Annotated in this window: 17 protein-coding genes; 9 read left to right on the top strand and 8 right to left on the bottom strand. The window is 69.5% G+C overall.

The genetic code is table 11. The features are described 5' to 3' along the window. The first annotated feature begins 972 nt into the window (after window positions 1–972). Complete coding sequence (locus EOD73_RS15250) at window positions 973–1,323, top strand: hypothetical protein (RefSeq protein ID WP_127683905.1); 351 nt, start codon at window positions 973–975, stop codon at window positions 1,321–1,323. 155 nt (window positions 1,324–1,478) lie between these two features. Here EOD73_RS15250 and EOD73_RS15255 read toward each other — a convergent pair whose 3' ends face one another. The 4 genes from EOD73_RS15255 to EOD73_RS15270 form a co-directional block, all read right to left on the bottom strand. Beyond that, window positions 1,479–2,777, bottom strand: a complete 1,299-nt coding sequence (locus tag EOD73_RS15255; RefSeq protein ID WP_127683906.1) for a hypothetical protein — start codon at window positions 2,775–2,777, stop codon at window positions 1,479–1,481. 115 nt (window positions 2,778–2,892) lie between these two features. Further along, window positions 2,893–3,525 carry a hypothetical protein gene (locus tag EOD73_RS15260; RefSeq protein WP_127683907.1) on the bottom strand — a complete coding sequence of 211 codons (633 nt, stop codon included), beginning with the start codon at window positions 3,523–3,525 and terminating at the stop codon, window positions 2,893–2,895. A 182-nt stretch (window positions 3,526–3,707) separates the two neighbouring features. Then, window positions 3,708–4,568, bottom strand: coding sequence for a lipase chaperone (locus EOD73_RS15265; protein WP_127683908.1), 861 nt, complete (start codon window positions 4,566–4,568; stop codon window positions 3,708–3,710). After that, window positions 4,565–5,509: an esterase/lipase family protein gene (locus EOD73_RS15270; protein WP_240660739.1), complete on the bottom strand. Its 945-nt coding sequence runs from the start codon at window positions 5,507–5,509 to the stop codon at window positions 4,565–4,567. The genes EOD73_RS15265 and EOD73_RS15270 overlap by 4 nt, the downstream gene beginning before the upstream one ends. A gap of 380 nt (window positions 5,510–5,889) precedes the next feature. Between EOD73_RS15270 and EOD73_RS15275 the strand changes: the two genes are divergently transcribed. Both EOD73_RS15275 and EOD73_RS15280 read left to right on the top strand, forming a co-directional pair. Further along, window positions 5,890–6,747 carry a hypothetical protein gene (locus EOD73_RS15275; protein ID WP_127683909.1) on the top strand — a complete coding sequence of 286 codons (858 nt, stop codon included), beginning with the start codon at window positions 5,890–5,892 and terminating at the stop codon, window positions 6,745–6,747. A gap of 2 nt (window positions 6,748–6,749) precedes the next feature. After that, a complete protein-coding gene (locus tag EOD73_RS15280; RefSeq protein ID WP_127683910.1) occupies window positions 6,750–7,409 on the top strand; it encodes a trimeric intracellular cation channel family protein in 660 nt (219 codons plus the stop codon). Between the two features lie 37 nt (window positions 7,410–7,446). Here the strand turns inward: EOD73_RS15280 and EOD73_RS15285 are convergent, their stop codons facing one another. Beyond that, window positions 7,447–7,869 (bottom strand): DoxX family protein, encoded by a 423-nt coding sequence (locus tag EOD73_RS15285; protein ID WP_127683911.1) that lies wholly within the window; start codon window positions 7,867–7,869, stop codon window positions 7,447–7,449. A 122-nt stretch (window positions 7,870–7,991) separates the two neighbouring features. Here EOD73_RS15285 and EOD73_RS15290 point away from each other — a divergent pair, with 122 nt between their 5' ends. The 4 genes from EOD73_RS15290 (at window position 7,992) to EOD73_RS15305 (ending at window position 11,387) form a co-directional block, all read left to right on the top strand. Further along, the gene (locus EOD73_RS15290) at window positions 7,992–8,897 is read left to right on the top strand and encodes a LysR family transcriptional regulator (RefSeq protein WP_127683912.1); all 906 of its coding nucleotides are present in this window, start codon (window positions 7,992–7,994) and stop codon (window positions 8,895–8,897) included. 138 nt (window positions 8,898–9,035) lie between these two features. Further along, window positions 9,036–9,563 carry an O-acetyl-ADP-ribose deacetylase gene (locus tag EOD73_RS15295; protein WP_127683913.1) on the top strand — a complete coding sequence of 176 codons (528 nt, stop codon included), beginning with the start codon at window positions 9,036–9,038 and terminating at the stop codon, window positions 9,561–9,563. Window positions 9,564–9,916: 353 nt separating this feature from the next. Then, complete coding sequence (locus tag EOD73_RS15300; protein ID WP_127683914.1) at window positions 9,917–10,729, top strand: DUF4261 domain-containing protein; 813 nt, start codon at window positions 9,917–9,919, stop codon at window positions 10,727–10,729. A gap of 112 nt (window positions 10,730–10,841) precedes the next feature. After that, complete coding sequence (locus EOD73_RS15305; RefSeq protein WP_127683915.1) at window positions 10,842–11,387, top strand: tetratricopeptide repeat protein; 546 nt, start codon at window positions 10,842–10,844, stop codon at window positions 11,385–11,387. Between the two features lie 78 nt (window positions 11,388–11,465). On the opposite strand, the gene EOD73_RS15310 is transcribed toward EOD73_RS15305, so the two are convergent. Together EOD73_RS15310 and EOD73_RS15315 are read right to left on the bottom strand one after the other, a co-directional pair. After that, window positions 11,466–13,193, bottom strand: coding sequence for a S10 family peptidase (locus tag EOD73_RS15310; protein ID WP_127683916.1), 1,728 nt, complete (start codon window positions 13,191–13,193; stop codon window positions 11,466–11,468). After that, entirely contained in the window at window positions 13,171–16,461 is a 3,291-nt protein-coding gene (locus EOD73_RS15315) for an amidohydrolase family protein (RefSeq protein ID WP_127683917.1), read from the bottom strand. Before EOD73_RS15315 ends, EOD73_RS15310 begins: the two co-directional genes overlap by 23 nt. Before the next feature lie 150 nt (window positions 16,462–16,611). On the opposite strand from EOD73_RS15315, the gene EOD73_RS15320 reads away from it, so the two are divergent. Next, window positions 16,612–17,484, top strand: a complete 873-nt coding sequence (locus EOD73_RS15320) for an alpha/beta hydrolase (RefSeq protein ID WP_127683918.1) — start codon at window positions 16,612–16,614, stop codon at window positions 17,482–17,484. Window positions 17,485–17,502: 18 nt separating this feature from the next. On the opposite strand, the gene EOD73_RS15325 is transcribed toward EOD73_RS15320, so the two are convergent. Next, the gene (locus EOD73_RS15325; RefSeq protein ID WP_127683919.1) at window positions 17,503–18,480 is read right to left on the bottom strand and encodes a helix-turn-helix transcriptional regulator; all 978 of its coding nucleotides are present in this window, start codon (window positions 18,478–18,480) and stop codon (window positions 17,503–17,505) included. 78 nt (window positions 18,481–18,558) lie between these two features. On the opposite strand from EOD73_RS15325, the gene EOD73_RS15330 reads away from it, so the two are divergent. Beyond that, the gene (locus tag EOD73_RS15330) at window positions 18,559–19,185 is read left to right on the top strand and encodes a LysE family translocator (protein ID WP_240660740.1); all 627 of its coding nucleotides are present in this window, start codon (window positions 18,559–18,561) and stop codon (window positions 19,183–19,185) included. Window positions 19,186–19,212 lie beyond the last annotated feature (27 nt).

The following is a 19,212-nucleotide window of genomic DNA, read 5'->3' on the forward strand; positions in this document are numbered from 1 at the left end:
CATCGCAGCGATCGCCGGGTTCGACCGCAATCGGTCGGCCCCAGACCCACTCAACCAAGCCACGAATTCAAAGGGGGCGATGCATTTTGAAAAACTTGCGCACACGACTTTGGAGCGCTTTGGTCCACGAACCGCCTGCCCACTGTGAGCACGGGCAGAAATGGATGCGCATTGAGCGTTCATCGACGTCCATTTTTCTCCTGAGTAGTTGCCTACTGCTCGCGTTTGCACTTGGTGGGCTGCTTCAGTGGCAGATAGCACTGACTGGTATCGCGGGTGGCATCATTGTATTTGTCGGATACTGGTTTTCAATGGCGGGCTTTGATCACGCACGATTCATCGGAGTGGTTGTATTGACGCTTCTCAGCGTGACGGTCTATCGGTCCATTGGGGGCGTTACCGACAAAGCGCAGATCGCCGTCATACTTGGCACCGCACTGATGCTGCTGTCAGCCATCGCAATGGTTACCAAGAGACTTCGGCAACCGAGAGATTAGCGTTAACTGTCCATCCAAATATCAACGATGCCCAAAGATAACATTCCAACCATTGCAGATGGCAGCTGCTAGTCCTCCGGTATGCATCACCGATTCTGTACATCGCTAGCTGGGCAACTTTGGCAGCGAGGACGGGTCAAGCCATGATTTTGGTTTTGATCTTGTCACTGGCATTTGGATTATTTGTTCCTACACATGCCACCGAAGATTGAATGGACAGGAAGCCACTTTGGCCACTTTATCCATTCGAAAAGAGGACGCCCACATGGCAGACTTGTTTGACAAATCACTGATGCTTTACGCGCTTGCCCTCCCGGCCTTTTTAGTACTAGCCGGCTTGTTTTGAAAGTGAAACTCTGGGGGTACTAGGGTCAGGTCTTGCCTTTTGCCCCCTTTGGTAACCAGCGCGCGCCATAAAAGCCAACCGCCCCTCCTTCAGCCCCAACTGCCCCAAGTTTGCCTGTCGACCCAAGCCATGACCTTCAGCCTCCCCGGCCTCGCCGTCTCCCTCGTGCTGTTTGCCGGCGTGGCCATGGCCCCGATTCGCGCGGCGCAGGCCGTGACGGGACGCTTCACGCGCCAAGGCACCCCGCCCTTGCCTGGGCTGGGCATGGTGCGCTTCGCGTTCTTGTTGGCCTTTGTGTTCTGGTGCGCACTGGTGTGGGCGGCCTACGCGACCGAGGTGGCGCACAGTTGCTCGGGCGACACCTGCATCGGCGTGACGCTGCCGGCCCTGCCCTTCCCCTTCGTCTACGCCTGGGCGGAGTGGCAGTTGTTCAAGCAACGCCGGGCCGCGGCCGAGCAGGCGGGCGGCCCCAAGGCCTGAGCCGGGATCAAGCTCAAGGCAGTCACCGCGAGCCCTTGGCTGCAGGTCTGGCCCGTTGCCCCTAAGAGCCGCGCATCCTTGCAGCCCCCGGCTGACTGCGGCGCCACGGACCCACGGGGCCCCACCGCCGATCCAGCGTCCCGGGACGTGTTGGATCAGCGCGTCGCTGCAAGCCCTCGACGCGGCCGTGCGACGTAGCCCCGCCAAAAGCCGGCCCAGCGCTCCAAGGCCCAGGTTTCACCATGGGCACGTGCCGCAGCGATGGCGTCGTCAACCAAGGCCTGCAACTGACGCTGCGCCGCCTCGGGACCGAGTTGGGCTTCCAGCAGCGATCGGTAGGCGATCAGGAACGACAGGCGCGCGCGGGCATCGGCACCGGGCAGCTTGTCGGCCACGATGCGCGGCGCCCACCGGGCGGCTTCGTCCAGCCGGCCGTCTTGCACCAACATCAGCATCAGGTCGCCGGCCATTTCGGTGACCTGGCTGCTGTCGTTGCAGCGCGAGCAGCCCGGTGCGCTCCATGTCGCGTCCAGGTAGTGCGTCAGAAAGAAGCGGTAGAGCGGGATGAAGTTGGGGTCGTGCCCCTGGCCGAGCAAGCCGGCCAGGGCCCCCGGCTGCTCGCGCAGCGCCAGCATGCGGGCGCGCACGAACTTGAAGCGGCGCTCAGAGGCCCCGACGTCCCCCCAGCCCACGAGACCTGGGCCCACGGGTGCGCTGCGCCAGGCTTGAGCGCCGGCCTCGTCGGTCACGGGATCGACGCCATGCCAAGGCAGGCGCGACCACCACCAGGGCCGCGGGACTTCGGCGTCCAACTCGGTCCAGGCCGGCCAACGGGCTTCGAGCGCGCGGTCGCCGTCCTGCGCGGCTCGGTCGCGCAGGGCGAGGGCTTGGCCGACCAGCACCGGCACCATCACCGCCACGCCCAGCGCCCACTGCCGCCGACGCAAGGCCCGCCGCCGCGCTTCGGGCGCCGGATAGCGGCGGTGCAGCGCGGCATATGGCAGCGCCCAGCAAACGCCCAGCAGCAGCAGGCCAAAGGCCGGGCCTTGCCACAGTTGCAGTGGGTGCGCGAGAACAAAGGGCTCCTGCGGCGACAGGGTCAGCGGGTCGTGCAGCACCAGGACCGAATCGCCCACGTGGAGCACCGCATGAAGCAAGGGCGCCAAGAAGTGCAAGCGCTCGACCGCCCCCTCTCGGCGTGGGTCGGGGACGTCCACCACGACGTCCAGGCGAAGCGCGCTTCGCCCGCTCGCCGTGCTGCTGCGCGAATGGCTGCGACTGAGCTCGATCACCTGCGCCGGGATGTGCAAACCGTGAGTCACCCAGGTCAGCCGCTGCTGAACCTGCCAGCCGAGCCACAGCGCCACCACCAATGCGGGCGCGAGCCAAAGCAATTGCCTGCCGCGGTCCTTGAATTGAGACGAGAGGGGCAAACCGTGCAAGGGGTGGGGCATGCCGGCATTGTGATCAGGGCGGCGGCAGCCCCGGCAAGGCCCGCCGTCACCGCTTCCGTACCTGGAAGCCGCTCGACGATCAGCCGCTCGCCCGCCGCTTGGTGCTGCGGCGCGGTCAGCTCGGGCTGAGCAGCACGAAGCAAAGCGCCAAGGACGGTGTTCCCGGCTCTGCGAGTGTCAGTACCACGGGCGCCCCCGCCCCTTCGTTGAGGCGAAGCAGGCGGCCCACCTCGCGGCCTTCTCGCATCAGGCGCGCATACGAATGGAAAACGGTCAGACCTGTCAGCTCGAACAGGAGCTCGTCGCTGTCGCCACGGAAGAAGCGCAGGCGGAATGCGCGGTGCTCGCAAGAGAACAAGATCTCGCCACTCTGCGCATCGCGCAGCAGCGAACGACCACTCAGCACGCCGCGTGAGACGCATTCGTAGCGCCGATCGGCCATCTCAAAGGACTGGCGCACGCCGTCCATGGGCAGTGCGTGGTAGCTGATGTTGGCGACTGGCAGCCCTTGTCCATCGCGCACCCGAAGGCACATCGCCCCGGCCGACAGCAGGCCTTGCCACACGCCCCAGACCAGCGGGCCGGGCAGCAGATCGCGACTGAGCGCCTGACGCACCTGCTCCACGGTCAGGGCTTCGCCCTCGAGCTCTTGCGCGCGCCTTGCCCGCGTGCCAAAAAAAATGACGAGGCCCAAGCCAACGGCGGCGAACGCGACCAAGCCCAGAAACGAGAGTTCGACAGCGTTCATGGACGACCCATCCCAAGCATGGGGCCGAGGCTAGCAGGGAGGCGCTCGTTGGTGACGCGAGCAGCCATCTCGCCATGGGATGTTCAAGGGACGTTTTGCGCGGGGCCGGCGCTGGCGGGTGTGTCGGCTGTTGGCGCTTCGGCGGCCGCTGAGGCGGCACCCTTCAGGGACACCCCGGGGGGTCAGGGGGGCGGCAAGCCCAACAGCGCCCGCGCCCTCACCGCTTCCGTGCCCTGAAACCGCTCGGCGATCAGCCGCTCGGCCGCCGCGTGGCGCTGCGTCGCGCTCAGTTCGGGGGCCGCTTGCAGGCGGACCAGCTCGGCGCGGGCCTGGGCCAGGCGGCGTTCCCAGGCTTCCCACTCGGCCTGCACGGCGGCTTCGCGCTCGGCGGCTTGGGGGTGCAGGGGCGGCGTGGGCTCGGGGGCGGCCGGGGCGGCTTGGCCGGATTCCAGCGCGACGATGGTGGCGCTGAGTTCGCGCTCCTCGTCGGCGTAGAAGGCCGCGGCCCAAGCGGGGCCCAGGTGCTGGCGGCGCACCTGCTGGCGTTCGGCCAGCGCGGGGCGCCAGGTCTCGGGACGGCGGGGGTGCACGTGGGTGCGCCAGGGGTGCTGCTGCAGGGCGAGGTAACGCCCCCACAGGGCCAGCACCTCGTCGGCCGCATGCGGCGGCAGCTCGGCGCGGGCCAGGCGCGCCAGCTCAGCCTGCAACGCCGCCAGGGGCAGTTCGCCCTGGCGGCTGAGCAGGTGGTCGAAGCGGCGGCGCAGGCCGGCGCTGGGGCGCAAGCCGCCTTGGCCGGGCCAGGCCCAATCGCCGTCCAGCTCGGTGCCGGCCAGCGAGCCGCGGCCCAGCACCGGCGCGAAGGCAGCCGAGGCCGCGCTGGGGGCAAGGCCGGGCGCGGCCGCCCGCGCCGGGGCGGCGGGCGGGGGCGTGACGGCGGTCGGCGCACCCGCCGGCGCGGGCTCGCCGCGAGGCGGGCCCCCGAACACGGCCCAGCCCAGCGCCACGGCCAGCAGGCCGCCGCCGAGCAGCACGGCGGGCTTCACAGGCCGGCGTTCTTCAGCCGGTTGGCGTGGGCGCGGTACACGGCCACGGGGTCGGACGCAAAGATGCTGCGCAGGCCGAACACGTGGTTCATCTGGTCGATGTGGTTCCAGCCGTAGTCGTCGCGCAGCACGGTGCCCCAGTGGTTGGAGCAGCGGCTCACCAGACCGTCGTTGGCCTCGAAGCCGAAGAACACGGCGCTGGCGCCCAGGAAGGCGTCGGACACGTCCAGCGCGTTCGTCAGCACCCAGGTGCCGCCCATGGAGTAGTAGCGCACGCCGTTGACGCTGGCCGGGCCGCTGCCGCAGGCGGTGGTGGGCGCGCCCTGCGGGAAGCGGCGGTTGAAGTCTTTGGCGCCGGCGGTGGACAGCGACTGCAGCGAGCCCAGCGCGTTCTGCGGGTTGGCGCCGCTGCCCGAGAGGTAGGCCACCACGGCCGACAAGCCGTTCACCACGGCGGCCACGGCGGCCGTGGTGCCGGTGGCGCTGGTGATGCCTTGGATGGCGTCGGCCACCTTGCTGCCTTGGTGCGGCGTGCCCACGGTGGTGACGCTGGCCACCAGGTCCGGCGCCACGGCGGCCACGTAGCGCGCGGTGTTGCCCCCGTGGCTGTGCCCCAGCAGGTTGAACTTGGCGTGGCCGTAGCGGGCCTTGAGGCCGCGCAACTCTCTGAGCAGCTGCTCGCCGCGCACCTCGGTGCTGTTGCTTTGCGACACGCTGGCCGTGTAGACCGTGGCGCCGCCGCCGCGCAGGTTGCTGGGCACGCCGTAGAAGTACTGCACGGGCCCCAGGGCGTCAAAGCCCAGCAGGCCGTGCACCAGCACGATGGGGTGCTTGGTCTGGGTGTAGGTGTCGGCCTGGGCGGCGCCCAGGGGCGCGAGCGCCATGCCAACGGACAAGGCCGCAGCGGCGGCCCAACGCAAGGGGAAGTTCTTTCGGTTCACGGCCAGGTCTCCTGAGGGCTCGAATCAGGGACCGACTCGGCCGCTCCGTCGCCCCTTCACCCCCACTGAAGGGTGAAGGTTCGGAGCCCCGTGTTGCCCACCGAAACCTTCGGGGCGAACAGAGCGGCGCAAGTGCAGTCCCAACGGGGGGGGCAGGACAAGGACAAGGCGACGCGCAAGGGGCCGGTACCGCATGGCTGTGGCGCAACGCCCCTACAACCAACTACGGGGGCCAGCCGACCGTGGGGGCGACTGGAGCGCTGCGGAGTGTGGCGAGGTACATGCGGTTACGTACCCGTAACTTCCCGTACCTGCAGCGCTTCCTTCGCGAAAGTGACTGGCTAGCATCGTCCCCTTTTGAAACTCAGGGGCGCAGGGGCATGGGAGCTTGGCGGATCGGGATCGGTGCAGCGCTGCTGGCGCTGGGAATGGCGGGCCCGGCCAGCGCTCAGTCGCCGTCGGCGTTCCGGCAGCAGCTGCACGGGTGGTCGAAAGACGCCGAGGCCCTGCTGGACGCCCAGCCCCGCCGCGGCCCGCTGCGCACGGCCTTGCGGGACTGGCTGACGTCGCAGGCCGACTCGCTCTCGGCCGTGCCCTCGGGCCTGGTGGGCCCAGCGCAGCCCGTGAAGATGCGCGCCAGCGCGGCCTTCGTGCTGGACCGCGCCAACGAGTTCCAAGCCGACCTGAAGCCGGCCGAGTTCGAAAGCCTGATGGCCCTGGCCGAGCGCATGGCCGACCACTGCCACGCCGCCTACGGCGCCACGCAGAACCCTTGCACCAACGCCGACTACTGGACCTTGAAAGGCCTGATCGCCGTGGCCCGCGCGCGCCAACCCGGCGCCAAGCCCGCCGAGCAGCTGGCGCCGGTGATGGGCTGGCTGCGCGCCAGCTTCACCCCCGCGCCCGGCAGCTGGCAGCGGGCCGAGGACATGCCCGCCGAGGTGTGCACCTACTGGTGGCGCAGCCTGCGCGTGCAGCTGAACCCCGAGCTCTTCCCGCTGGGCGAGCCCGCCAGCGACCGCGCCTTCTTCGAGGCCTATTTGGCCCTGGTGCCCCCAGTGCTGGCGGCCTGCCAGTCCGAGCTGCCCAAGCACCACAGGGCCCTGACGCAATGGGCCGAGGCCGTGGAGGCCACGTCGGTCGCGCTGGCACGCGACCCGGCCGCCGACGCCGCGCCCTTGCGGCAAGCCGCCGCCGCGGCCCAGCGCGCGCGCAACGACCCCGAGAACGAGCCCTGAACATGCCGCTGATCGCCCTGCCCTCGGCCCTGAGCCCGGCACTGAGCCCGTCGACCTTGGTGTCGGCCATCGAAATCGCCGCCACTGTGGCCTTTGCCCTGTCCGGTCTGTTGGCCGGCGCGCGCAAGAAGCTGGACGCCGTGGGCCTCATCGTGGTGGCCGGCCTGGCCGCCTTTGGCGGCGGCACGTTGCGCGACGTGCTGCTGGACCGCCGCCCCTTCTTCTGGGTGGAGCACGCCAACTGGCTGTGGGCCTTGGTGCTGCTGTGCCTGGGCGCCATGCTGTTCCTGCGCAAGCGCCACCTGGCCGTGACCGAGCGCGCCATGCAATGGCCCGACGCCCTGGGCCTGGGCCTGTTCACCGCCACCGGCACGCAGCTGGCGCTGGCCATGGGCCAGCCGGCCATCGTGGCCGTGCTGATGGGCGTGATCACCGCCGTGTGCGGCGGCGTGCTGCGCGACATCGTGTGCAACGACATCCCCAGCGCCTTCCACGACCACCGTCCCTACGCCGTGTGCGCCTTCCTGGGCGGCTGGGCCGTGGTGGGCGCCCAGGCCCTGGGCTGGCCCGAAGGGGCGGTGCTGCTGGTGGGCGCCGGACTGGCCAGCGGACTGCGCCTGCTGGCGTTGGCGACGGACTTTCGGTTGCCGTCTTGGGAGTGAGGCGGGGCCACCAACCCCGCACCCAGCGCATGCCCGCTCAGCGTCCCGCCGCGAAGGGCCGCGCCCGCGTGCGGCCCCAAAGGACGAAGACCGCCAGCGCCAGCAGCACCAGGTTCATGGGCAGCACCATGGCCTCGCCGCGAACGATGTGAAAGCCCATCGCCAGCACCTGCAAGGCGGTGATGCCCGCGGCGGCCCAAACGCTCAGCACGGGCCAGATGCGCAGCAGCGCGGGCAGCACGATGCCCAAGCCCCCAAGCAGGTCCACCACACCGGTGAAGCGGGCCAAACCAGGATGGGCCGCCACCCAGGGCGCCATCTTGGCGGCCTCGTCCAAGGGCATGCCGAGCTTCATGTAAGCCCCCCACAGCAAAAAGAAGGCTAGCCCGCCTTGGGCCAACCAGAGGCCAGCGCCGAGCAGGTTGCGGGGGCGCGCGAGAGCGAGGGATTCGGTCGTCATGAAATGCTCCTGAGTTGCAGTGGCCGACGACGGTCGGCGGCACGGATGCAACGGTAGGACCTGCGTTCCATTTATGGAAGCGATAACATTTCGATCAATTTAATCTTGTTTGTAGATAGATAGTGATCGGCGCCCTCACCCTCGACCAATTGCGCGTGCTCGTCGCCATCGACGAAGCGGGCAGCTTTTCCGCGGCGGGTCGGCGCCTGCGGCGGGTGCAGTCGGCCATCAGCCACGCCGTTCAGGGCCTGGAAGACAGCCAAGGGGTGCAACTCTTCGATCGCAGCACACGCACGCCACGCTTCACCGACGCGGGCCGGGCGCTGGTGGCCCAAGCCCGCCAGGTGCTGCGCCAGGCGGAGCGCTTCGAGCGCACGGCCCAAGACATCGCGGCCGGCATGGAGCCCGAGTTGTCCCTTGCCATGGACAGCTTCGTGCCCTCGCCACCGGTCATCCAAGCGCTGGCGCTCTTGCAATCCGAGTTCCCCAACTTGGCGGTCACGCTGTTCACCGAGGGCATGGGCTCGGCCGAGCGCCGGGTGCGCGATGGCAGCGCCACGATCGGGCTTTGCGCCTTGCTGCCCTCAGTCGCCCAAGACCTGCAGGCCATGCCACTGACCCAAATCACGATGGTGCCAGTGGTGGCCCCCTCCCACCCACTCGCGCAGGAAACGGGCCCCATCACGCGCGACCTGCTGCAAGACCAAGTGCAACTGATCTTGACCGACCCGCAGCAGCGGCCCGGCCCGCGCTTCAGCGTGGTGAGCACCCGGGTCTGGCGCTTTGTCGACATCGCCCGGCGCCTGGAGTTCCTGCTGGCGGGTTTCGGCTGGGGCACCATGCCCCGCCATCTGGTGCAAGCCCACCTCGACGCTGGCGCGCTGGTGCCATTGCGCATCGAAGACCCGGGCGTGCTGCCGCCGTCCATCGGCCTGTTTGCCATCCACGACCGCATCCACCCACTGGGGCTCGGCGCTCGGCGTCTGCTCGTCGCGCTGCAGGAACAGCCATGGCCTCGGCCCACGTGAACCGTCGGCGCGTCCTCGAACGGGACCTGACCCACCGCTGCGGGCCACGGGCGCGCCCCCACGGCGTAGGGGACGAGCCGACGGCGGCGTGGCCGTGCCGCCCTGTCGACGCCTGAAACCGCCCCTCCTCCCCCTGCGATGCCCACCCGAATCCACGCCCTCCAGGCCGACATCACCACCCTGAGCGTCGACGCCATCGTCAACGCCGCGAATTCGTCCTTGCTCGGCGGCGGGGGCGTGGACGGCGCCATCCACCGCGCCGCAGGGCCTGACCTGCTGCACGAATGCCGCTTGCTGGGCGGCTGCAAAACGGGCGAGGCCAAGCTCACGAAGGGCCACCGCCTGCCGGCGAAGTTCATCGTCCACACGGTGGGCCCGGTGTGGCGCGGCGGCGAGCACGGCGAGCCCGCGCTGCTGCAGTCCTGCTACGAAAAGTCGCTGGCCCTTGCCGCCCAGAACGGTTGTCGCTCGATCGCCTTCCCGAGCATCAGCACGGGCATCTACGGCTACCCGATCGAACTGGCCGCCCAGGTCGCGGTGTCGACCGTGAAGGCGGCGGTCGCGGGGTTTGATTCGCTGGAGGAGGTGGTGTTCTGCTGCTTCTCGGCGGGGGATTTGCACGTCTACGAACGCTTACTGAACGCAGGTGCAGCGCAGCCCCGGTAGGCCGCCGGTCCACCTTACCGTCCAGCCGGCGCCCTGCCCTGAATCCATCGCTCAACAGAAAAGCGCCGTTCACGCCATCGCCTGGACCTAGTTCATGCGAGTAGGCCGATCGTTCGAGAACGCTTGCGAGCCATCAGCGGTTTGTCGAAGTCGGCTGGTGTTGTGTCCCGCTTAGCGACCACGAGCACCACGCCTATGACCGATAACGCCAAGGGCGGTCATCGAAAGCTCGCTGCGAAGCCTCCCTGCTGGCTCGCCAAAATGGTGCCCATTGCAGGGCAGCCACCCCGGCAGCGACCCGCCCCCCAAGCCGCGAGGGGTGAAATCCATCGCCATCAACGCGACCAGCTCTCATGAACACCTCCAGGCGCAGCGCACTTGGCGTCATCACATCAAGCGCGACAGCTTTCTTGCTCACCGAGACCCCCATGGCCCAGCCAATGCCCGTCACCGAAGCCATCTTCTGCATTCCTGGCATGTGGGACGGTCGTTCCGACTTCATTCGACGCGTCGTCACCCACGAGCCCAAGGGACGGTTCATGTTTGCGGGCATGGTGTTGGCGGACATGCAAGAGAAGGAGCACGTCGGGCTCGAAGTGCAACCTCGCGATCCGCAGATCAAGCGTGCGTTTGAGTTGGCCGGGCAAGGAAAGCTCACGGAGGCGGCGCTGGCGGCCATCGACCGCCATGCCAGCGTCGCTTACCTTCGCGCCCCCCCGCGTCTGTTGGAGGAGCGGGCCAAGGTCGCCAAGTTCACCAAGCTCTTGGAGAGCGTGGGGGGTCTGGCAATCAAGGTCGAATCGACCGGCGTTGCCCACACATGGGAGCGCTGGAGCCAGTTGGTGTCCGGGACCGCTTTCGACTTGTACGCCGCCGTCGTCACACTGGTCGCAGATCGCGACCACTATTACTCGTGCGGCATGCACAACTTCTCCCTGCCGGACTGCGAAGTGCCGCGCACGCTGTCCCCAGATGCCGCCGCTGAACTGATGAACCGGTTCAACCATTGGCGCCTGACCGAAACGCCCGTGCTCGCCGACCAACACACGTTCAGCCTAACGAGCACCGCCCCGCGCTACCGCATCCAGTTGGAGGCAGACGCAAGACACGCGGCCGATGAGCCCTTCTTCAATCCGCACGGCTTGTGGCGGCTGAGTGTGGCCTAGGCTTCGGTCCTCTGCCGGTCCATCGTGACCCTGGGACGTCGCCCGAACTGCTGATGCATCGGCCCATGGAAGGCAGCCGACCAGCCTCACCAACACCAACACGCCTCGGTCCATGCCGAACCCTGCCCCGTTTGAATTCATGCGCTTTTCAGCGCCCGACCCAGAGGCGCTGGCACGTCGCATTGAGCAGTCGCGTGCAGACCTGGCGGCCGCACGTGCTGCGGGCGACGACGCCACAGTGCTGGACCTTGTTGCCGATCTCGGGGGCTTGCTCACCACCGCTCGGCAAGAACACGCAGCGCTGACCTTGCTGCAGGGGCACGAGGCACTGGCGCAGTCTCTGCCTCTTGAAGAACCCATCGCTTGGTTCTGGACGGCATTGGCCACAGCAGAACAGTACGTAGGAGAACGTCAGCTGGCCGATGGCCACTTCGCCTTGGCTGTGGCGTTGGCTGACCGACGCGGGTGGCGACGCATCGAGGCGATGGCCCTTCACCACTGGGGCCGCAGCTTGGTCGAGCAAGGCCGGCTTGACGACGCAGATGAACGCTTTGCAAGGGCCCTCCGCTTGCGAGAAGCGTTGAACCACCAAGTCGAGTCGTCGCATGCCGCATTGGCGGCCTTGGCCCAGCTACGGACCGAGCGCTCCGGCACTTGACTTAACCGGCCGCATCATGCCAATGGCGGCGGCGACGGGCCATGTGGCGCGGCAGTCCAGCGGTCGGCGCTAGGACCCTCACCGCCTCGGCGGCACGCAAGGATCGCAAAGCACGCCCTGCACCGCCGGCTCGGGCGCCACGGGCGCCTGGGGCTGCGGCGGCCAGACGCCCACGCGGTCGGCCGGGGGCCGCTCGCGGGCGGCTTGGGCTTGGCGTTCGGGCGCGGCGCTGGCCGGGCGGTTGGCCAGCACCTGGGCGTAGAACTGCGCCAGCGCGGCGCGCTGGGCGGGGCGACTGGTGTCGTCCAGGTAGCTCATGTGGCCGCCGGCGTGGTTGCTGACCTGCACGCGGTCGGAGCCCAGGCGGGCGAGGTCCAGCTCGGTGGTGTGGAAGGGCGTGGCCAGGTCGTGCACGCCGTTGACGGCCAGGATGCGCAGGCGGGGGTTTTGTGCGAGCGCGGCGGCGAGGTCGGGCACGGTGTCGGGCAGGTTGCGGCCGGCGTGGCGGAAGTCCCAGAGCTGGATGGCGTTGCTGAGCACGACGTAGGTGGACGCGTTGCGGTAGCGCAGCTCGTCGCGCAGGTAGCGGTCGATGGCGCGGGCAAAGCCGCCGCTGATGAAGGTGCTGCTGGGGTCGCCCTCGGCGGCCAAGACGCTGCCGTTGGGCGCGGCCATGCGGGCGTCGTAGCGGCCCAGCAATTGCCCCGGCAGCAAGCGGCTGCGGTAGGGGCTGGGCGGCAGGTTGAACTGGCTTTGCCACTGCACGGCGGGCAGGCCGGTCCAGTCGGCCAGCAGCGGCGGCAGGTCGGCCGGCACGCTGCCTTGGCTCAGGAAGGTTTGCACCGCCGGGGCGTAGCGGGTGCTGGCGAACTGGCGGACTTGGTTGACCCAGGCGCCCAGGTCGGTGGGCACGGGCCGGCTGAGGCCGAACCAGGCGCCCGTGGCGGCGTAGCTGGGCACGTAGCCGGTGCAAGCGATGGTGGGCGCGCTGCCGATGTCGCAGTTGCTGTTGTAGTCCAGGGCCGGGGACTGCAGGACCAGGCCGTCCAGCATCACGCCGGCGTCTTGCAGGCGGCGGGCCAGCACGGCGGTGCGCGGGCCGCCGTAGCTTTCGCCGAAGAGGAACTTGGGCGAGGCGTTGCGCTGGTTCACGTCGAGGTAGCGGCGCACGAAGTCGCGGAACACGGCGGCGTCGGCGTCCACGCCCCAGAAGCTGCGGTTGCTGAAAGGCGCGATGGCCTGCGAGCGCCCGGTGCTGATGGCGTTGACGAAGACGAGGTCGGTCTGCGGCAGCAGGGTGTCGGCGTTGTCGACGAGGGGGAAGTCTTGGGTTCCCGTGGTGCTGGGCGCCCCGGTGGCCAGGCGCTTGGGACCGTAGGAGCCCAGGTGCAGCCACACGCTGGCCGAGCCAGGGCCGCCGTTGTAGAAGAAGGTGACGGGGCGCGTGGCGGGGTTGGCGCCGTTGAGCGTGTAGGCCACGTAGAAGAAGCTGGCCTGCGGGCGCTGCGCGCCGTCGGGCTCGCGGGCGATCAGGTGGCCGGCGGTGGCGGTGTAGTCCAGCCGCTGGCCGCCCAGCACCAGGCTGCGCGGCGTGACGGCCGCGGCCTCGATCGCGCTGGCCAGCGCGGCGTCGGCCCCGCTGCTGTAGACCGTGGGGTCGTCCAGCGAGCCGTCGGTCTGCTGGACCGGCGGGGGCGCGGGTGTGGGGGCCGGCGCGCTGCCACCGCCTCCGCCGCCGCAGGCGGCGAGGAAGAGTGCGAGCAGCGCGGCAGCGCCGCGCGTTTTAGTGCTTGCAAACGTGCCCATAGCCCGACGCGTCGTCCAGCGCGTGCTCGTCCACCGCCACATCGCGCGCGGCGCCTTCGAAGAAGAAGGGCTTGCGGGCCTTGGGGCGTGCGCCGACTTCGTTCATGGTGGGCACGTCGAACAGGCGGCCGCCTTGCATCACGAAGCGGATGCGGTCGCTCTGGCGGATGTCTTTGAGCACGTCGCCGTCGATGACCACCACGTCGGCCAGTTTGCCCACCTCGAGCGAGCCCAGGTCCTTGTCCAGGCCAAGCACCTGGGCGGGGTTCAGGGTGGCGGTGCGCAGGGCTTCGATGGGGGTCATGCCGCCCAAGGCGAACATCCACATTTCCCAGTGGGTGCCCAGGCCCTCGCGCTGGCCGTGGGCGCCGATGCTGGTCTTGATGCCGGCGCGCTGCATCTCGGTGGCGGTTTTGGCCACTTGGATGATGTTGAAGTCCTCGGTGGGCGCGGTCAGGCGGCGCACGGCGCGCGGCTCGAGCACGCTGCGCGGCACGAACTGGCTGAGGATGGGGTGCTTCCACACCTCGGTGTTGGCGTACCAGTAGTGCTCGCCGTCCAGGCCGCCGTAGCCCACGTTCAGCGTGGGCGTGTAGCCCACGCCGTTCTGGCCCCAAAGCTGCTTGACGTCGTCGTACACCTTGGCCACGGGCAGCGCGTGCTCCACGGTGGTGTGGCCGTCCACCACCATGGTCATGTTGGCCTGGAACAGCGAGCCGCCTTCGGGCACGACCATCATGTTGGTTTGGCGGGCGGCCTCCAGCACCTGCTGGCGCTGCTCGCGGCGGGGCTGGTTGTAGCTCTTGACGCTGATGGCCCCGGCGGCCTTGAGGCGCTTGAGGTGGGTGAGCGCATCGTCGAGGTTGTTGACCACGGCCGTGACGTCGGCCTTCGCGCCATAGAGGATGGTGCCGGTGCTGAAGATGCGCGGCCCGACGATGCGACCGGCGCGCTGCATCTCGGCGGCGGTGTGGATGTCGCTGGTGCGGTTGCTGGGGTCGTGCAGCGCCGTGACGCCGAAGGCCAGGCTGGCGTAGTTGACCCAGCTTTGCTGCGGGATGAACTGCGTCTCGGCCATGGCGCCGTGCCAGTGGGCGTCGATGAAGCCGGGCACCAGGGTCTTGCCCTTGGCGTCGACCACCTGCGCACCGGCCGGGATGCCGACCTCGCCCTGGCGGCCCACGGCCACGATGCGGTCGCCCTGGACCACGAGCACGCCACCGTCGATGACCTCGTCGCCCTTCATGGTGACGATGCGGCCGCCCACGAAGGCGGTGGCGCCTTGGGGCTTGTCAGCGGCCTGTTGGAAGCCGATCTTCAGACCCTGTTCGGGGCGCTTGAAGTCCTTGGCGTAGGCGGCGCCCACGGGGATGCTGAACAGCTCGTCGCCCAGGCTGTAGCGCAGGGTGCCGCTGTCGCCCGACCAGTGCAAATACTCGCCGGCGTTCACGTCCAGCTGGCGCACGGGCAGCGCGTCCATCTTGGGGCCCACGCTCACCAGCTTGCCGGTTTGCGGCATGGGGGTGACGTACGTGTGGAAGCGCTCCACGAAGCCCAGCCACTGGCCGTCGGGCGAGACGGCGTACTCGCTGGCGAAGTCGCTCTTGGCCACGGGGGTTTCTTCGCGCGTGGCCAGGTCGATGCGCACCAGGGTGCGCAGCATGTCGACCTCGCTCGGGTAGGTGGTGCGCGTCAGGTACAGGCTGCTGGCGTCGGCGCCCCACTGCGGCGCTTCGCCGTCTTTGCTGATGCGCGTGAGCTTGCCGCTGCCATCGGCCGCCACGGTGAAGACCCCGGTGCCCAGCCCTTGCCAGGGCGTGGTCAGGTAGCCGCCGCGGGCCTTGACGTAGGCGACCTGCTGGCCATCGGGCGACAGGCGCGGGGCCACGAACTTGCCGCGCTCTTGCGTGACCACGACCTCCTTGCCGGTGGCCAGGTTGCGCACACGCACGTCGCCCAGCTTCTCGTCGTGCCAGGTGCTGTAGACGAGGGACTTGCCGTCGCGCGAGAACGAGGGGAAGAGCTCGAAGTGCTCGTTCTGGTTCGTCAGGCGGCGGGGCGTTCCGTTGGGCAGGTCTTTGACGTAGAGCTGGCCCAGGGCCGAGTACACGGCCTGCTTGCCGTCGGGCGAGGTGTTCACCCAGCGCAGCTGGCGCACGTCAAAGCGCTCGGGCGCCACGTCGTGCTGCACGCGCAGGGGCTCGCGCACCTCGCGGGTGTGCTGCACGTGGAAGGGGATGTTGGCGGCCGTGCCCTGGGTGACGTCCACGCGCCAGATCTGGCCGCGGGCCCAGACGACCATCTCGCGGCTGCCCGGCATCCAGGCGATGCCGGGGTACACGCCCTGCACCGACCAGGCCTCTTGCATGTCGCGCTCCAGCGGCCCCCAGACGGCGCGCTCGGCGCCGGACTTCAAGTCCTTCAGGTACAGCATGCTGGCCTGCGTGCCGTCGGCCTGGCGCTGGCGGCGGATGAAGGCGAGGTGCTTGCCATCGGGCGAGGGCGTGGGCCGGATGGCGCCGCCGGGGCCGGTGACGAAGGGCTCGCTGCTGCCGTCCTTCAGGTCTTGCCGCACGATGCGGAAGATCTCTTTGTTGCTGTCTTTGTTGTACTCGAAGGTGCGGCCGGGGGTGGCGTCCATCGAGTAGTACAGGTGGCGACCGTCGGGCGAGATCGCCGGCTCGCCCAGGTCCTTTTGCCAGTTGGGCTTCTCGTTGAGCTGCACGCCCTTGCCGCCGTCCAGGTGGTAGAGCCAAATCTCGCCCGAGCCGGCCGAGCGGGTGCCGGTGTAGTGCTTGCGCGCCGCGATGTAACGCCCGTTGGGGTGCCACACCGGGTTGTTCATCATCCGGTAGTCCTCGGTGCTGATGGCGCGGGCGTTGCTGCCGTCGGCGTCCATCACCCACACGTTCTCGCCGCCGCCAGCGTCGCTCACAAAAGCGATCTGCTTGCCGTCGGGGCTGAAGCGGGGCTGCATCTCCCAAGCGATGGAGTGCGTGAGCGCCTTGGCCGGACCGCCGGTGATGGGCATCACGTACAGGTCGCCCAGCAGGTCGAACACCACCGTCTTGCCGTCGGGGCTGACGTCCACGCTCATCCAGGTGCCGGTGCGGGTGTCGAGCGTCACCGTCTTGGCGGTGCCCGGGGGTTGGTTGACGTTCCACTTGGCGGGCGCGGCGGGTTTGGCGGCGTCTTGGGCCAAGGCGGGGGCGGTGAGCAGGCAAGCGCCCAGGAGGGCGGCACAAAGCGGGGCAAGGCGTTGGGTCATGGCCACGAGGATAGGCAGGCCGCACCCCCCCTGACGATTGGCACTCAGGGCAGACCCTAGGGGCCTGGGAATGCACTTCGTCACAAAGACGGACGACACGTGCATTGCGCATGGGCAGGATGCGCGGCTTCGACACTTTCCTGGCTCGACATGCGTCTTTCCTCCCTGCAGTGCCTCGGCGCCCTGTTGCTGACCCTGGGCCTGAGCGCCTGCCAAACCATCGCCGTGGGCGAGCAAGACCTGCTGCGCTCCAACGCCGCGCTGAAGAACCCGCCGCTGGCGCCGGTGTTCGACAGCACCGCCGCGCAGAAGGTCTGGCCCCAGGCCACCGTGGCCGAGTGGCAAGTGCCCGTGGCGCCCGACCTGGCCCTGCGCGCGCTGCACGTGCAGCGCCCGGGCGCCAAGGGCACGGTGCTGTTCTTCGGCGGCAACCTGTTCCGCGCCGACGAAACCGCCGCCAGCTTGATGCGCACCTGGGCCGACGCGCCGGTGAACCTGGTGCTGGTGGACCACCGGGGCCACGGCCGCAGCCCGGGCGCCCCCACCGTGGCCTTGGTGGCCGAAGACGCGGTGAAGCTCTACGACGTCGCCCGCGCCCGCACCAGTGGCCCGCTGCTGGTGGGTGGCTTCTCGCTGGGCAGCTTCGTGGCCGGCCACGTGGCGCAGCAGCGCCCGGTGGACGGCCTGGCGCTGGTGGGCACGGGCACAACGGTGCCCGATTTGATCCGGGGCCAGCTGCCTTGGTACGCCGTGCCCTTCGTGACCCTGAAGATCGACCCGGCGCTGGAGCCCGTGGACAACCTGCGGGCCGTGGCCGCGGTGAAAGCGCCGGCGGTGGTCATCAGCGGGGCCGAGGACCGCACCACGCCGCCGGCCGCCGCGCGCCGCGTGTTCGATGCCCTGCCGAGCCCGGCCAAGCGCTGGGTGCTGGTGCCGGAAGTCGGGCACAACGGTTTGCTGCAACGGCCCGAGACGAAAGAGGCCTTGACCGCACTCGCGCGCAGCGTGACCCAGGCGAACTGAGGGCCGTCAGCCGCCACCTCAGGCGCGGCGCGGGCGGGCGTACAGCGCGCCCACCGCGCGCGCTTGGTCCGCCACCGCTTGGCGCACGCCCTCGGGCGCCAGCACCTCCAGCTCGGCCCCAAAGGCCAGCAGCTGCCGGGCGGCCATTTCTTCGCTTTCAAAGGCCAAGCTCAGCTCGGTGCCCTGCCCTTCGGGCGGCGCCGGCAGCGGCGCGTGCAGCAGCCGCGCGTTGCGCAGCCAGCCCAGGCCCCGCGGTGTGACGCGCACGCGCACCTCCAAACGCCGCAGCTCGGCCTCGAAGCGCTGGGCCGATTCGCGCCACCACGTGGGCAAATCGAAGTCGGCCGGGCGCTCGAAGCCCTCGCCCGTGGCGCGCAGGGCTTGGATGCTGGCCAAACGGTAGGTTCGGTAGGTCCGCCCCGCGGTTTGCGCCGCACGCCGGGCCACCAAGTACCAAGCCCCGGCCTTGATCACGAGGCCCAGCGGCTCCAGCGTGCGCTCGGCCTCGCCGGTCCAACTGGCATAGCGCAGGCGCAGGCGCTGGGCGTGCCACACGGCATGGGCCACCTCTTGCAGGAAGCGGGGCTCGTCGGGCGCGCGGTACCAGTCCAAGGGGTCCAGGTGCAGGCGCTGGGCCACGCGGTTGCTCAGGTCGCGCAGGGGCAAGGGCACGCTGGCCAGCAGCTTGAGCCTTGCGCTCACCGCGGCGCCGCCCAGGCCCAACTCGGCCGCGGCGCCGGGCAGGCCGGCCAGCAGCAGGGCCTGGGCCTCGGGCTCGGTCATGCCGGTCAGCGCCGTGCTCCAGCCGGCTTGCAGCTGGAAGCCTCCTTGCCGCCCCGGCTGCCCCCACAGCGGCACGCCCGCGGCGCTGAGCTGGTCGATGTCTCGCAGGATGGTGCGGGTCGAGACCTCCAGCGCCTGCGCCAGGGCCGGTGCCGTCATGCGCCCGCGGGACTGCAACAGCATCAGGATCGACAACAAACGGCTGGCTTGCATGGTTCGGATTCAAACATGACACGCCTTGTCATGGTTGAGGGCGCAGCATCGCACCCACATCAACGCTGGGCCCTTGCCGTGACCGAATCGAACCCCCTGTGGCTGTACTTTTTGCTGGTGGCCGGCATCGTGGCCCTGCCCGGCATGGACATGGCCCTGGTGACGGGCAGCGCGCTGGCCCACGGCCGCCGCGCGGGCTTCGCCGCCTTGGGCGGCATCGTGGCCGGCGGCCTGGTGCACGTGGGCCTGGGCGTGGCCGGCTTGGGCCTGTTGCTGCAGGCCTGGCCGGCGCTGTTCAACGGCCTGCTGGTGGCCGGCGCCGCCTACGTGGCCTGGCTGGCCTGGGGCCTGTGGTGCGCCCCAGCGCTGGCCGGGCCGGATGCATCGGCGGCGCCCGGCCGGCCCGCGCGCCAGGCCTTCGCCAGCGGCGCGCTCACCTGCCTGCTCAACCCCAAGGCCTACCTCTTCGGCGTGGCCGTCTTCCCGCAGTTCCTGCCGCCCCCGGGCGCCAGCGCCACCGACTGGTGGGCGCGCGCGCTGGGCTTGGCGGCCATCACCGCCAGCACCCAGGTGGCGGTGTACGGCGGCCTGGCCTTGCTGGCCGGTCGCCCCCGGAGCGCCCCTCGGCCCCACCTGCAGCGCGGCGTGGCCTTGCTGCTGGCGGGCACCGCCGCGCTCACCCTGGCCCAAGCCTGGCGTGCCTGACCCCTGTCCCTCTCCCCCACCCCTCCA

Origin of the sequence: Inhella crocodyli, assembly GCF_004004565.1 — a bacterium.
GTDB classification, from domain to species: Bacteria; Pseudomonadota; Gammaproteobacteria; order Burkholderiales; family Burkholderiaceae_C; genus Inhella; species Inhella crocodyli.